Source organism: Streptococcus cristatus, assembly GCF_001578775.1.
In the GTDB taxonomy this organism is placed as follows: domain Bacteria; phylum Bacillota; class Bacilli; order Lactobacillales; family Streptococcaceae; genus Streptococcus; species Streptococcus cristatus_A.
The window spans coordinates 1654509-1669269 of sequence record NZ_KQ969062.1 but is presented as its reverse complement, the minus strand read 5'-3'; the positions used below and the strand labels follow the sequence as shown (position 1 = coordinate 1669269).

Here is a 14761-nt window from a genome sequence, read left to right as displayed (position 1 = left end):
AGGTTTGCTTGTTGCAAGCCTTTTTTCTTCTTTTTTGATATAATAAGAAGAAAAAATTGAAAGAAGGAAATCCAATCATGGGAAAACTTGAAGTTATCGCTCATCCACTTATTCAGCATAAATTGTCTATCTTGCGTCGTACAGATACCTCTACCAAAGCTTTTCGTGAATTGGTAGATGAAATCGCAATGCTGATGGGATACGAAGTTTTGCGCGATTTACCACTTGAAGATGTAGAAATTGAAACACCAATTACGAAAACAGTTCAAAAGCAGATTGCAGGGAAAAAATTGGCTATCGTCCCAATCTTGCGGGCTGGTATCGGTATGGTAGATGGTCTCCTGAGCTTGGTTCCTGCTGCTAAAGTCGGCCACATTGGAATGTACCGTGACGAAGAAACCTTGAAGCCAGTTGAATATTTGGTAAAATTGCCAGAAGACATTGACCAACGTCAAATCTTTGTTGTCGATCCAATGTTGGCTACGGGTGGATCTGCTATTTTGGCTGTAGATTCTCTGAAGAAACGTGGCGCAAGCAACATCACCTTTGTCTGCTTAGTGTCTGCTCCAGAAGGTGTTAAAGCCTTGCAGGATGCTCATCCTGATGTAGATATTTTCACTGCTGCCCTTGATGATCATCTTAATGAACATGGCTACATCGTTCCAGGTCTCGGAGATGCTGGTGACCGCCTCTTTGGCACAAAATAATAGCTAGAAGTTACAAAAAGGAAAGTTCTGCCAAACCGGTGGATTTGTGCTTTCTAAACCAAAGATAATCTCAGCGCTGTTCTCTGTCATCCGACAGAGAAAGCAAATATTTGACCTTTTTTGACCAAAAAGATATAATAATGAATAGATCGAATGAAGGAGAAAATATTCATGATTCCTGTAGTTATTGAACAAACCAGCCGTGGTGAACGTTCTTATGACATTTACTCACGTCTTTTAAAAGACCGTATTATCATGCTGACAGGTCCTGTTGAGGACAATATGGCTAATTCTGTTATTGCGCAGCTGCTTTTCCTAGATGCACAAGACAGCACCAAAGACATCTATCTTTATGTCAATACTCCTGGTGGCTCTGTGTCAGCGGGATTGGCGATTGTGGATACCATGAACTTCATCAAGTCTGATGTGCAGACAATTGTCATGGGAATGGCAGCTAGCATGGGAACTATCATCGCATCTAGCGGAGCTAAGGGCAAACGTTTCATGCTTCCAAATGCAGAGTATATGATTCACCAGCCAATGGGTGGTACTGGTGGAGGTACTCAGCAAACAGATATGGCTATTGCAGCAGAGCATTTGCTTAAGACTCGTAGGACCTTGGAGCAAATTCTTGCCGACAATTCTGGTAAATCGGTTGAGCAGATTCACGCAGATGCAGAACGTGATTACTGGATGAGTGCCCAAGAAACCTTGGAATATGGTTTTATCGATGAAATCATGGCTAATAATAATCTTAGCTAGTTTTCATTTATAACTACGAAAAATGCCCCATTTGCGGGCTTTTTTTGATATAATCAATAGAGTACAAATGACCAGAGAGGATTGTCATGTTTAAAAAAGAGGAACGAATGGGCTTCATCATTCATCTATACTATAATCGAGATGCCAAGAAGCTGGCTCATGTTGGAGATATTATTTATCATTCTAAGAAACACCGTTATTTGCAGCTTTATGTGGCAAAAGATCAGGCAGATTCTCTGAAGGAGAGCCTGTCAAAAGAGTCCTATATCAAAAAAATCCAGACTTGCAAGATTCAAAATCTGGATACGAATTTTGTTGGAAGTTTATTTAGAAACCAAGAAAACGCTATTATTTAAAAAAATGGCTTCTTTGGGTTGACAATTGTCAGATAATTCGGTATATTCTTACTATATCATTTGCAAACAAAGCAAAAAACAAAATAGAGGAGATTATTCATGAAGAAAAAATTTGCACTTTCGCTTGTAGCTTTTGCTAGTGCTGCGCTTCTAGCAGCCTGTGGAGAAGTTTCTACAAACAACTCATCTGCTACTGGAACAGAAATCGGTAAAACACTTAAGTTCGGTTTCAACTTTGAAGAAACTGGCGCTGTAGCAGCTTACGGTACTGCAGAACAACACGGTGCTCAACTTGCTGTTGATGAAATCAACGCAGCTGGCGGTGTAGACGGTAAGAAAATCGAAGTAATTGATAAAGACAACAAATCAGAAACTGCAGAAGCTGCTACTATTTCTACAAGCTTGGTAACTCAAGATAAAGTTAATACAATCATTGGTCCTGCAACTTCAGGTGCCGTAGCTGCCGCAATTGCAAATGCTGGTAAAGCAGGCGTTCCTTTGGTAACACCAAGTGCTACACAAGATGATTTGACAAACAAACAAGATTATTTGTACCGTGCAACCTTTACTGATGGTTACCAAGGTAAAATCATTTCTAAATATGTAACTGATACTTTGAAAGCTAAAAAGGTTGTTCTCTACTATGATAATTCAAGCGATTATGCAAAAGGAATGGCAGAAGCTTTCAAGAAAGAATATAAGGGTGAAATCGTTGCGACAGAAACTTTCGCTTCTGGTGACTCAGACTTCCAAGCTGCTTTGACAAAAATCAAAGGTAAAGACTTTGATGCACTGATTGTGCCAGGTTATTACACAGAAGCTGGTAAATTGGTGAACCAAGCGCGTGGTTTGGGAATTAACCAAACAATCGTTGGACCTGATGGATTTAGCGATGCCAAGTTTGTTGAGCAAGCAACTCCAGCAGCGGCAACTAATGTTTATTATGTATCTGGTTTCTCAACTTCAGGTGACATGACAGATAAAGCGAAGAAATTCGTTGCAGCTTACAAAGCTAAATATAACGAAGAACCTTCAATGTTTGCAGCCCTTTCATATGACGCAGTTTATATGGCAGCAGAAGCATCTAAGGGTGCAAAAACATCTGTAGATATTAAAGATAACCTTGCTAAGTTAAAAGACTTTGAAGGAGTTACTGGATCTATTACCATCGATAAAGATCACAATCCTGTGAAGACAGCCTTGATGATTGGTTTGAAAGATGGTAAAGTAGAAACTGTTGAAACAGTTAAACCTGAATAAAGGGTCTGAGGCTGGGGACAAACCCAGTCTTTGACTTGTTTCTTACTTGCTTATGATGTTTGAGTAGAGACGGCAAGACAAGGCTTCGTCTGAGATTGTTGTTTCTGCTCTTATTTTATATTAGAAAGAGTGGTGTGGAATGCTCGAACAATTTCTTCAGCAATTGGCTAATGGATTGATTTTGGGGAGTGTTTATGCGCTTCTGGCCTTGGGTTATACCATGGTTTATGGAATTATCAAACTGATTAATTTCGCGCATGGAGACATTTATATGATTGGTGCTTTTATGGGATATTACCTGATTAACACCCTTCACCTAAACTTCTTTGTAGCCCTTATTTTATCTATGGTTGGAACAGCGATCCTTGGTGTAGTGATTGAGTTCTTAGCCTATCGTCCTTTGCGCAATTCAACACGGATTGCTGCTTTGATCACAGCAATTGGGGTTTCTTTCCTCTTGGAGTACGGGATGGTCTTCTTTGTAGGTGCCAATACTCGCTCCTTCCCTCAAGTGATTAAAACAGTGCGTTATACGCTTGGGCCAATTTCAATTTCCAATATTCAACTGATGATTTTGGGAATTTCTATTTTACTCATGGTTGGTTTGCAGTTTATTGTGCAAAAGACGAAAATGGGTAAAGCCATGCGGGCTGTTTCCGTGGATAGCGATGCTGCCCAGCTGATGGGGATTAATGTCAATCGTACGATCAGCTTTACTTTTGCTTTGGGTTCAGCCTTGGCAGGAGCAGCAGGGGTGCTGATTGCTCTTTACTACAACTCACTTGAACCACTGATGGGAATGACCCCGGGTATCAAGTCCTTCGTTGCTGCAGTTTTGGGCGGAATCGGTATCATCCCAGGGGCAGCTTTGGGTGGTTTTGTAATCGGTCTCTTGGAAACTTTTGCAACAGCAGTTGGATTGTCAGATTTCCGTGATGCAATTGTGTATGCGATCTTAATTATCATTCTATTGGTTCGTCCAGCTGGTATTCTAGGTAAAAACGTGAAAGAGAAGGTGTAATGTATGAAAAATAATTTAAAAGTAAATGCGTTATGGCTTGCTCTGATCCTCTTTGGCTATCTATTGATGACAGTGCTTGCTAGCACAGGTATTCTCAATCCTTTCTATCTGCAAATTTTTGAGCAGATTGGGATTAATATTATCTTGGCTGTTGGCCTCAATCTTATCGTTGGTTTTTCTGGGCAATTCTCGCTTGGGCATGCTGGCTTTATGGCCATTGGTGCCTATGCAGTAGCTATTATGGGCTCTAAATCTCCAAACTATGGTACTTTCTTTATTGCTATGTTGGTTGGCGCTGTGATTGCAGGTGCAGTAGCTCTGCTTGTTGGTATTCCGACCCTGCGCTTAAAGGGAGACTATTTGGCAATTGCGACGCTGGGTGTTTCTGAAATTATCCGGATTTTGATTGTCAATGGAGGCGATCTAACTAATGGTGCGGCAGGTATCCTATCCATTCCTAACTTTACCTCTTGGCAGTTGGTTTATGTCTTTGTCGTAATTACAACTATTTTGACTCTTAACTTCCTACGCAGTCCTATCGGACGTAGCACCTTGTCTGTTCGCGAGGACGAGATTGCAGCAGAGTCTGTTGGTGTCAATACAACAAAAATTAAAGTCATTGCTTTCGTTTTTGGGGCTATTACAGCTTCTATTGCAGGTTCTTTGCAGGCTGGATTTGTCGGTTCTGTTGTACCAAAAGACTATTCCTTTATCAATACAATCAATGTCTTGATTATCGTCGTTTTTGGCGGTCTTGGATCAGTGACTGGAGCAATCGTTGCGGCAGTGGTACTGGGTATCCTCAATATGCTTTTACAAGATATCTCAAGCGTTCGGATGATTGTTTATTCGCTTGCCCTAATCTTGGTGATGATTTTCCGTCCAGGCGGCTTGCTTGGTACTTGGGAATTTAGCTTGGCTAAGCTCTTTAAAAAGAATAAGGAGGTCAAAGAATAATGGCACTTCTTGATGTGAAAAAATTAACCAAAAATTTTGGAGGACTAACAGCTGTTAGTGATGTGACTCTGGAATTGAACGAAGGGGAACTGGTCGGTCTTATCGGGCCTAACGGTGCTGGAAAAACAACTCTTTTCAACCTTTTGACGGGTGTTTATGAACCGAGTGAGGGAACGGTTACTTTGGATGGTCATTTGCTGAATGGTAAAACACCTTACAAGATTGCAACACTGGGTCTCAGCCGGACTTTCCAAAATATCCGTCTTTTTAAAGATTTAACTGTTTTGGATAATGTACTGATTGCTTTCGGTAATCATCATAAACCTCATGTATTGGCTTCTTTCTTCCGTCTTCCAGCATTTTATAAAAATGAAGAGGAATTGAAAGCAAAAGCTCTGGAATTGCTGGCTATTTTTGATTTGGATAAGGAAGCAGAAACCTTGGCTAAAAATTTGGCTTATGGTCAACAGCGTCGTCTGGAGATTGTCCGAGCGCTTGCCACAGAGCCAAAGATTCTCTTCTTGGATGAGCCAGCTGCTGGGATGAATCCACAGGAAACAGCTGAGCTGACTGCCCTGATCCGTAGGATTAAAAATGAATTTAACATTACCATCATGCTGATTGAGCATGATATGAGTCTGGTTATGGAAGTAACTGAGCGCATCTACGTACTAGAGTACGGTCGCTTGATTGCCCACGGCACACCAGATGAGATTAAGAATGACAAACGCGTTATTGAAGCTTATCTAGGAGGTGAAGCCTAATGTCCATGCTCAAAGTTGAAAACCTATCTGTCCACTATGGCATGATTCAGGCTGTCCGTGATGTCAGCTTTGAAGTCAACGAAGGAGAGGTTGTTTCCCTTATCGGTGCCAATGGTGCTGGTAAAACGACCATCCTCCGCACGATCTCTGGTTTGGTTCGCCCAAGTGCTGGGAAGATTGAATTTTTAAGTAATGAAATTCAAAAAGTGCCTGCTCAAAAGATTGTGGCTGCAGGGCTCTCACAGGTTCCAGAAGGACGCCATATTTTCCCAGGTTTGACTGTCTTGGAAAACCTTGAAATGGGAGCTTTTCTTAAGAAAAATCGTGAAGAAAATCAAGCCAATCTCAAAAAGGTCTTCTCTCGTTTCCCACGCTTGGAAGAGCGTAAAAACCAAGATGCTGCAACCCTTTCGGGTGGTGAGCAGCAGATGTTGGCTATGGGGCGAGCACTCATGTCTACTCCTAAGCTCTTGCTCTTGGATGAGCCATCAATGGGGCTAGCGCCAATTTTCATTCAAGAAATCTTTGATATCATTCAAGATATCCAAAAGCAGGGGACAACTGTGCTTTTGATTGAGCAAAATGCCAATAAAGCACTATCTATCGCAGACCGCGGTTATGTTCTTGAAACAGGAAAAATCGTTCTGTCTGGAACTGGTCAAGAGCTTCTCGCTTCTGACGAAGTCCGAAAAGCATATCTAGGTGGTTAAAAAGGTCCAGTGGACCTTTTTAAGTTGTAGATAAAGAAAACAGAGTTTTCTTCAAAATTTCTGGGAGACATTTTTAGGTTGTTGATAGAAAGTTATGATAGTAACTTAACATTTAGAAAAGGTCCAATGGACCTTTTTTGTTTTCAAGATAAATTTGTTTATTTGGATGGGCCGTTAGCCGTTTTTGGTTACAACCAAAAAGTTACATTAGCAGCTGCATGTTTTTAAAAATCCGCTGGGCCCTTTTTAGATGAGGCTAGAGTTTCGTAGTATAGTTTTCTTTGATAAAAGTCTCCATTTTTTAGATACTGTGGTAGTAAGCAATGTAATAATTTCATGCGGCCTTTCTCTGAATCTGTTTCTTCATTTTAAGTATCGAGCGAAAATATGGTAAAATATGGGAGAAGAAAAATTGCTCGGGTTGAAATGAAGAATGGAAATTTCGGAAAAAAATTGTCAAGGTATAGGATATACTTATTGGCGGTAACTGGTGAGATGGAGAGTCATTTTAGCTTTTGATTTTGAAGTGACAAAAGATAGTGCTTTTTGTTGGGCTCAACACTGTTCTCTTACGCAACTAGAATTCAATAGAGATATGCTTATCAGGGATAGAAAATGGCAGTCGAATTTCTTTGCTTGATGTGCTTGAGCGGGTAATATTGGTTTTTGAAAACGTTTAAATAATTATAGAGGATCAAAGATGAAACTAGTCAGTGACAGGCTTTTGAAAAAGGTTATTATAAATCGATCGCCAGACAGCCATAAAGGCGACTATGGTCGCCTGCTCTTGATTGGTGGGACCTATCCCTATGGCGGAGCTATTATCATGGCTGCTTTGGCCACAGTAAGGAGCGGAGCTGGTTTGGTGACTGTTGCAACTGAACGTGAAAATATTCCCGCCCTCCATGCCCATCTGCCAGAGGCTATGTCCTTTGATTTGCGGGAGCAAGAGCGACTGATGAAGCAGATCCGCAAGGCTACTGTTATTTTAATCGGGCCGGGTTTGGCTGAAAATTCTTTAGAGAAATCGGTACTGCAGCTGGTTTTACAGCTTGTAAACAAACAACAAATCTTGATTATGGATGGGGGTGCTATCTCGCTTTTTGCCAAGCAAGCTCTGCCTTTTCCAAACTCCCAGACAATTTTTACCCCTCACCAGAAAGAATGGGAAAGCTTGTCTGGCTTGCCCATCGAGTCGCAGGACGAAAAATCTAGCCAAAAGGCTGTTGACCAATTTCCTAAGGGAACTCTAGTCGTACAGAAAAGGAATGGGACACGAGTTTTTCAGAGTGGAGAAAAGGATATTTATCAGCTGCAGGTTGGTGGTCCCTATCAAGCAACCGGCGGTATGGGAGATACCTTGGCAGGGATGATTGCCGGCTTTGCAGGTCAATTTCAGCAGGTTTCACTTTTTGAAAGAGTGACAGCTGCGACCTACTTGCATTCAGCCATTGCGGATGAATTAGCCAAAGAGGTTTATGTGGTATTACCGACAGAATTGAGTCGACAAATTTCGACTTGGATGAAGAATTTTAGTCAATAAATCTTGGGAGGCTTGGAAAAATCCGAGCCTCTTTTTGCGGATTAGGAAATCTTGTCTTAGTTAGGAAAAGTATAAGATTCATCAACTTTCTCACATAATTACTTTTTTAATTTATAGAAAAAAGTTAATACGATAGAAAACTTTTTTGTGCTATAATAAAAATAAAGTATGAGAGTTAGAAGTATAAAAACTAGTAGAAAAGGATAAGTGCGGAAAGTGCCATGTCAGAGCTAAAAGTAGCAATTGGGAAAAAAATTCGAGAACTGCGGGAACAACGTAAAATGACAAGGGAATTGCTGTGTGAAGATGAGACTCGTTTGACGGTCAGACAGCTGGCTCGTATTGAGGCAGGCGATTCGATTCCTAGTTTACTAACCTTAGAATTCATTGCGCAACAGTTGCGCATCGAAATGTATCAAATTATCAAGGAAAGTACAAAATCTTAGTGATTTTTATCATGAAAATTGGGAACTTGGAAGCACTGACTTCCTCCATTTTTTGGTATAATAAAAGTTACGCAAATACTAGAAAATAGAAAGGGAGCGACATGCCAGATTATTTATCGGTTTCTACTTTGACCCGTTATCTGAAGATGAAGTTTGACCGTGATCCTTATTTGGAACGGGTTTATCTGACAGGTCAGGTCTCTAATTTTCGCAAGCGTCCCAATCACCAGTATTTTTCCCTCAAGGATGAGAAGGCAGTTATTCAGGCGACTATCTGGTCAGGTGTTTATAAAAAGCTTGGTTTTGAACTAGAAGAGGGCATGAAGGTCAATGTCATTGGCCGTGTGCAGCTCTATGAGCCAAGTGGGTCCTATTCGATTGTCATTGAAAAGGCCGAGCCAGACGGCATTGGCGCCTTGGCTGTTCAGTTCGAGCAGCTCAAGAAAAAACTGGGAGAAGAAGGTCTTTTTCAAGATAAATTTAAACAAGCCTTGCCTCAATTTCCTAAGAAAATTGGGGTGGTGACCAGTCCTAGTGGAGCTGTCATCCGAGATATTATCACGACAGTCAGCCGCCGTTTTCCCGGTGTGGACATTCTACTTTATCCAACCAAGGTGCAGGGCGAAGGAGCTGCCGCCGAGGTAGCAGCCAATATCCGTCGAGCCAATGAGCGAGAAGATTTGGATGTCTTGATTATAGGTCGAGGTGGCGGGTCCATCGAGGATCTCTGGGCTTTTAATGAGGAAATCGTCGTACGAGCTATATTTGAGTCCCAGATTCCGATCATTTCCAGCGTGGGGCATGAAACGGACACAACGCTGGCTGACTTTGTGGCAGACCGACGAGCAGCAACCCCAACAGCAGCAGCGGAATTGGCAACGCCAGTCACCAAGCTGGATCTTCTGGGGCATTTGAGTCAGCAGCAAAATCGTCTGGCAAATGCAGCTTCCAATCGTCTGGCCTACCAGCGAGAACGTTTGCGCAAGCTGGCTTCCTCTGTTATTTTTCGGCAGCCAGAGCGACTTTATGATGGCTACCTGCAAAAGTTAGACCAGCTCAATCTACGATTAAAGCAAAAAATTCGCGAATATTATAGTGAAGAAGTCCAGCAGGTCAAGATTCTCCAGCATCGCTTGGAATCTTTGTCACCTCTGCGGCAGGTGCAGCGCTATCAGGAGCAGGTGCACCAGCAAGAGCGCTTGTTGCGTAGCAATATGGCAGTGATCTATGATCATAAGGTGGCTGAAGCCAAGCGGCTATCAGATGCGCTACTCATGCTGGATACCAGTCGCATTGTAGCGCGGGGCTACGCTATTATCCAAAAAGATGAAACAGTAATCGAGTCCAGTCAGGATATCAAGAAGAAGGACCAGCTGACCATTCTCATGCGGGACGGTCAGGTCCAAGTTGAGGTAAAAGATGTCAAAAGACAAGAAATTTGAAGAAAACTTAGCTGATTTGGAAGCCATTGTCCAGAAGCTGGAAAATGGGGATGTGGCCTTGGAAGAGGCCATCGCTGAATTCCAGAAGGGCATGCAGTTGTCTAAAGACTTGCAAAAGACGCTAGATCAGGCAGAGAAGACCTTGGTCAAGGTCATGCAGGCGGATGGCACGGAAACGGATATGGAATGACAAGAGAGCATAAAATCAGGCAAATTGGCCTGACGATTCAAGATTTTTATCAAAGTAAGGGAGTGTCAGCGAATTTGACTGAGACCATTCTCTATTCTGTCGAGGCCGGTGGTAAGCGGATCCGACCTCTCTTGCTTTTGGAGTTGTTAGAGGGCTTTAGTCTGGAATTAACTCCCGCTCACTTTCAGGTGGCGGCAGCCTTAGAGATGATTCACACCGGTAGCCTGATTCATGATGATCTGCCGGCTATGGATAATGATGACTACCGCCGTGGCCGTCTGACCAGCCACAAGAAATTTGGGGAGGATATGGCCATTTTGGCGGGAGATTCTCTCTTTTTGGATCCTTATGGTTTGGTGGCAATGGCAGAGCTCCCTAGTCAGGTCAAGGTGGATCTGATAGCAGAGCTGTCTCTGGCTGCTGGATCCTTTGGTATGGTGGCCGGGCAGGTTTTGGATATGCAGGGCGAAGGTTGCAAGTTGACCATGGATCAGCTACAAACTATTCATGCCAATAAGACAGGTAAGCTCTTGGCCTATCCTTTTGTAGCAGCGGGGATCATTGCTCAGACTAGTCAATCAGTCCTAGGGAAGCTCCGTCAAGCGGGAGAGCTCTTGGGTTTGGCTTTTCAGGTGCGGGACGATATTTTAGATGTGACGGCCAGTTTTGAGCAGATCGGTAAGACACCGCAGAAGGACCTGGCGGCTGAGAAATCAACCTATCCAGCTCTACTAGGTTTAGATGGAGCTAGAGCTTTTTTCGATGAAACGCTGGAACAAGCGAAAAGTCTACTGGGGCAACTAGAAAAAGAAAGTGATTTTTCAGCTAAAGAAATTCAAAAAATAATAGAAAGTTTGAGACTGGATGGCTAAGGAAAGAGTGGATGTACTGGCTTATCGACAAGGACTCTTTGAGACTCGAGAACAGGCCAAGCGTGGAGTAATGGCTGGTCTGGTCGTGTCACTTGCGAATGGAGAGCGCTTTGATAAGCCGGGTGAAAAAATCGATGATGGAACAGAGCTCAAGCTCAAGGGAGAAAAACTCAAGTATGTCAGTCGGGGCGGCCTAAAATTAGAAAAGGCTTTGCAAGTGTTTGGCCTTTCGGTGGCAGACCGAGTGGCCTTGGATATCGGAGCTTCAACTGGAGGATTTACCGATGTCATGTTGCAGAATGGAGCTAAGCTGGTCTATGCGGTTGATGTTGGGACTAACCAGTTAGCCTGGAAACTTCGCCAAGACGAACGGGTTGTCAGCATGGAGCAGTTCAATTTTCGCTATGCGGAGCCAGCTGATTTTGACTTTCGGCCCAGCTTTGCCAGCATTGACGTTAGCTTTATCTCACTTAGCTTGATTTTGCCGGCCCTCTATCAGATTTTAGAAGAGTGCGGTCAGGTCGTGGCTTTGATCAAGCCTCAGTTTGAGGCTGGCCGCGAGCAGATTGGCAAGAAGGGGATTATCAAGGACAAGAAAGTTCATTTGGCGGTGCTGGAAACTGTGACAGCCTTTATGCTGGAAGCAGGTTTTTCAGTCAAAGGTTTGGATTTTTCTCCGATTCAGGGTGGGCATGGCAATGTTGAGTTTCTAGCCTTTCTAGAGAAAAGTGAACAGCCGAAAAATGACTTGGAACAAGACTTAGTTGCTGTCGTAGAGGCAGCCCACAGGGAATTTAAAGATGAAGAAGAAGGATAGATTAGAGAAAATCAGACGATTTGTCAGCGAATTTGAGATTGGCACCCAAGAGGAAATTGTAGAACATCTCAGGGAGTCTGGTATTACAGCGACACAGGCAACGGTTTCACGAGATATCAAGGAGCTAGGGATTGTCAAAATCCCTTTTAAAGATAATACCTATATCTATGAGCTTCCCAAAACAGCGACCAATAGTCTGAAGCTGGCTGAAAATAATATTTTGGCCTGTCGAAATCTAGGAAATATGCTCAATCTTAACCTAGTACCAGGGAGTGCGGCGGTCGTCAAGCGTCATCTGAGTAAAGAATTTGCTGAGGAAATTTTCAGCATCATTGCGGATAACGACAGTATCCTAATCGTTGCAGTGAGTGAAAGTGCAGCCCAAAAAGTCACGGCTGAAATCAATAATTGGTAGGAAAGTCTATGTTATTAGAAATTTCGATTAAGAATTTTGCCATTATTGAGGAGATTTCCCTTAATTTTGAGCAAGGTATGACGGTTTTGACCGGGGAAACTGGAGCCGGTAAGTCTATTATTATTGACGCCATGAACATGATGCTGGGCAGTCGTGCTACGACGGATGTGATTCGTCATGGGGCACCCAAAGCTGAGATAGAGGGACTTTTTTCGCTAGAAAATAGCAGAGCTTTGCGAGAGATTTTTGAGGAGCAAGGCTGGGAGCTGACCGATGAGTTGATTATCCGTCGGGAAATTCTGCAAAATGGCCGCAGTGTCAGCCGTATCAATGGTCAGATGGTCAATTTATCTGTTCTAAAGACTGTTGGTCAGCATTTAGTGGATATCCATGGTCAGCATGATCAGGAAGAGCTGATGAGACCCCAGCATCATATTGCCATGCTAGATGAGTTTGGCTCAGCAGACTTTTTAAATCTCAAGGGTCGCTATCAGGAAACCTTTGACCGCTATCGAAGCCTGCGCAAGCAAGTCCTGACTTTGCAGAAAAATCAGCAGGAGCATAAGGCCAGAATTGAGATGCTGGAGTTTCAGATGGCGGAGATTGAGAGTGCTGCTCTCAAAAGTGGTGAAGATACTGCCCTGCATCAGGAACGAGATCGATTGCTCAACCACAAGCTCATTGCAGATACGCTGACCAACGCCTATACCATGCTGGACAATGAAGATTTTTCCAGTCTGACCAATGTCCGCTCAGCTATGAATGACCTTGAGTCTATTGAAGATTACGATCCAGCCTACAAGGAGCTTTCAGGCAGCTTGTCAGAGACTTATTATGTCTTAGAAGATGTCAGCAAGCGCCTAGAGGACATTTTAGATGGACTGGACTTTGACGGAGATCGACTGCTGCAGGTGGAGAGTCGCTTAGACTTGATTAACAGCATCACGCGTAAATACGGCGGCCAAGTAGATGATGTGCTGGATTACTTTGCTCAGATTTCCAAAGAATACAGCCTTTTAACTGGAAGTAACTTGTCTTCAGAGGATATGGACCGAGAGCTGAAGGCCTTGGAGAGAGAGCTGGTAGAGCTGGCCCAGGAGCTGAGTCAAGCTCGTCACGGCCTAGCAGCCCAGCTGGAAGCAGAAATCAAGCAGGAGCTGCAGGACCTCTACATGGAAAAGGCACGCTTTAAAGTGCAGTTCAGTAAGGGCAAGTTCAACCGTGAAGGCAATGAGCAAGTAGAATTCTACATCTCGGCAAATCCAGGTGAGGATTTCAAACCTTTGGTGAAGGTTGCGTCTGGCGGGGAGCTCTCCCGTCTCATGTTGGCGATTAAATCGGCCTTTTCTCGTAAGGAAGGCAAGACCAGCATTGTCTTTGACGAAGTGGATACGGGCGTTTCTGGCCGTGTGGCTCAAGCCATCGCTCAGAAGATTTACAAGATTGGCTCCAACGGGCAAGTCTTGGCTATTTCCCATCTGCCGCAGGTCATTGCGATTGCTGATTATCAGTTCTTTATTGAGAAGATTTCGGATGAGAATTCGACCGTCTCAACGGTTCGTCTGCTGACAGCTGATGAGCGTGTTCAGGAGGTTGCTAAGATGCTGGCTGGCGAAGATGTGACGGAGGCTGCTTTGACGCAGGCTAGAGAATTATTAAAAAAATAAACAAGCGAGGCTGAGACACGGGTGTCTTGGTCTTCTTTAGAAAGTGGCAACTATGACAAAATATTTTGTAATCGGTGATGTCCATGGTAAGGCTGGCATGCTTGATGAATTGCTCCAGCATTGGGACGGTCGTAGCCAACTAGTCTTTCTAGGCGATTTGATCGATCGTGGCGAAGACAGCCGAGCAGTTTTGGAGCGGGTCAAGGACTTAGTGGACCAAGAAGGAGCTGTTTGTCTGTCTGGCAATCATGAGTATATGTTTCTGACCTGGCTGGACAATCCTGAAAAATCTTATGACCACTACCGACGCAATGGCGGAGATACGACGATTAATTCGCTTTTAGGCCGGCCTCTCAATGCTCCTGTAGATGGACTAGCAGACGCGGAACGTATCAAGATGGAGGCGGCCGATTTAGTAGATTTTATTCGCCAGATGCCTTTCCTATTGGAGACAGAGCAGTACATTTTTGTCCATGCTGGTCTAGATTTGGAGCTGAAAGATTGGCGAGAGACAAGTGATTATCAGAAAGTCTGGATTCGCGCGCCTTTTCACGAAGGCAGCAATCAGACTGGCAAAAGGATTGTCTTTGGTCATACACCGACATTTTACCTCTTGCATGAGGCGCCGGGAACTGATCAGCTCTGGATGACTGAGGATGGCAAGATTGGCATGGATGGCGGAGCTGTTTATGGCGGAGTCCTCCACGGAGTTCTCTTTGGTTATAATGGCATCATAGAGCAGTATGCGATTAGAAATGATGGTTTTGCGGCGGAGGACGAATAGAATATTTGATTGCTAGCGTCTCGATAAAGAAATCAAGAAGATTGAAGA

17 protein-coding genes are annotated in these 14761 nt (G+C 43.5%); all 17 read left to right on the top strand.

Annotated features, from left to right (window positions below):
• The first annotated feature begins 77 nt into the window (after positions 1 to 77).
• The 17 genes from upp (at position 78) to SCRDD08_RS08060 (ending at position 14713) form a co-directional block, all read left to right on the top strand.
• Complete coding sequence (upp, locus tag SCRDD08_RS08140; protein ID WP_015605186.1) at positions 78 to 707, top strand: uracil phosphoribosyltransferase; 630 nt, start codon at positions 78 to 80, stop codon at positions 705 to 707.
• Between the two features lie 171 nt (positions 708 to 878).
• A complete protein-coding gene (locus SCRDD08_RS08135; RefSeq protein ID WP_005592197.1) occupies positions 879 to 1469 on the top strand; it encodes an ATP-dependent Clp protease proteolytic subunit in 591 nt (196 codons plus the stop codon).
• 86 nt (positions 1470 to 1555) lie between these two features.
• Positions 1556 to 1825 carry a DUF2129 domain-containing protein gene (locus SCRDD08_RS08130; RefSeq protein WP_061423174.1) on the top strand — a complete coding sequence of 90 codons (270 nt, stop codon included), beginning with the start codon at positions 1556 to 1558 and terminating at the stop codon, positions 1823 to 1825.
• A gap of 99 nt (positions 1826 to 1924) precedes the next feature.
• A complete protein-coding gene (locus SCRDD08_RS08125) occupies positions 1925 to 3085 on the top strand; it encodes an ABC transporter substrate-binding protein (protein ID WP_061423173.1) in 1161 nt (386 codons plus the stop codon).
• A 139-nt stretch (positions 3086 to 3224) separates the two neighbouring features.
• On the top strand, positions 3225 to 4106 hold the full coding sequence (locus SCRDD08_RS08120) for a branched-chain amino acid ABC transporter permease (RefSeq protein WP_005589506.1): 882 nt from the start codon (positions 3225 to 3227) through the stop codon (positions 4104 to 4106).
• A gap of 3 nt (positions 4107 to 4109) precedes the next feature.
• The gene (locus tag SCRDD08_RS08115; protein WP_061423172.1) at positions 4110 to 5063 is read left to right on the top strand and encodes a branched-chain amino acid ABC transporter permease; all 954 of its coding nucleotides are present in this window, start codon (positions 4110 to 4112) and stop codon (positions 5061 to 5063) included.
• Positions 5063 to 5827, top strand: coding sequence for an ABC transporter ATP-binding protein (locus SCRDD08_RS08110; protein WP_005589509.1), 765 nt, complete (start codon positions 5063 to 5065; stop codon positions 5825 to 5827). The genes SCRDD08_RS08115 and SCRDD08_RS08110 overlap by 1 nt, the downstream gene beginning before the upstream one ends.
• Positions 5827 to 6537 (top strand): ABC transporter ATP-binding protein, encoded by a 711-nt coding sequence (locus SCRDD08_RS08105; protein ID WP_061423171.1) that lies wholly within the window; start codon positions 5827 to 5829, stop codon positions 6535 to 6537. Before SCRDD08_RS08110 ends, SCRDD08_RS08105 begins: the two co-directional genes overlap by 1 nt.
• Positions 6538 to 7237: 700 nt before the next feature.
• Positions 7238 to 8080 carry an NAD(P)H-hydrate dehydratase gene (locus SCRDD08_RS08100; RefSeq protein ID WP_061423170.1) on the top strand — a complete coding sequence of 281 codons (843 nt, stop codon included), beginning with the start codon at positions 7238 to 7240 and terminating at the stop codon, positions 8078 to 8080.
• Between the two features lie 221 nt (positions 8081 to 8301).
• On the top strand, positions 8302 to 8526 hold the full coding sequence (locus SCRDD08_RS08095) for a helix-turn-helix domain-containing protein (RefSeq protein ID WP_005589514.1): 225 nt from the start codon (positions 8302 to 8304) through the stop codon (positions 8524 to 8526).
• Positions 8527 to 8627: 101 nt separating this feature from the next.
• Positions 8628 to 9968: an exodeoxyribonuclease VII large subunit gene (gene xseA / locus SCRDD08_RS08090; protein WP_061423169.1), complete on the top strand. Its 1341-nt coding sequence runs from the start codon at positions 8628 to 8630 to the stop codon at positions 9966 to 9968.
• Positions 9946 to 10158 (top strand): exodeoxyribonuclease VII small subunit, encoded by a 213-nt coding sequence (locus SCRDD08_RS08085; protein WP_005589516.1) that lies wholly within the window; start codon positions 9946 to 9948, stop codon positions 10156 to 10158. The genes xseA and SCRDD08_RS08085 overlap by 23 nt, the downstream gene beginning before the upstream one ends.
• Complete coding sequence (locus SCRDD08_RS08080; RefSeq protein WP_061423168.1) at positions 10155 to 11030, top strand: polyprenyl synthetase family protein; 876 nt, start codon at positions 10155 to 10157, stop codon at positions 11028 to 11030. The genes SCRDD08_RS08085 and SCRDD08_RS08080 overlap by 4 nt, the downstream gene beginning before the upstream one ends.
• Positions 11023 to 11847, top strand: coding sequence for a TlyA family RNA methyltransferase (locus SCRDD08_RS08075; protein ID WP_061423167.1), 825 nt, complete (start codon positions 11023 to 11025; stop codon positions 11845 to 11847). The genes SCRDD08_RS08080 and SCRDD08_RS08075 overlap by 8 nt, the downstream gene beginning before the upstream one ends.
• A complete protein-coding gene (locus SCRDD08_RS08070; RefSeq protein WP_061423166.1) occupies positions 11831 to 12262 on the top strand; it encodes an arginine repressor in 432 nt (143 codons plus the stop codon). The genes SCRDD08_RS08075 and SCRDD08_RS08070 overlap by 17 nt, the downstream gene beginning before the upstream one ends.
• An 8-nt stretch (positions 12263 to 12270) precedes the next feature.
• A complete protein-coding gene (gene recN, locus SCRDD08_RS08065) occupies positions 12271 to 13929 on the top strand; it encodes a DNA repair protein RecN (protein ID WP_061423165.1) in 1659 nt (552 codons plus the stop codon).
• Positions 13930 to 13981: 52 nt separating this feature from the next.
• Complete coding sequence (locus SCRDD08_RS08060; protein WP_061423164.1) at positions 13982 to 14713, top strand: metallophosphoesterase; 732 nt, start codon at positions 13982 to 13984, stop codon at positions 14711 to 14713.
• Positions 14714 to 14761: the final 48 nt, after the last annotated feature.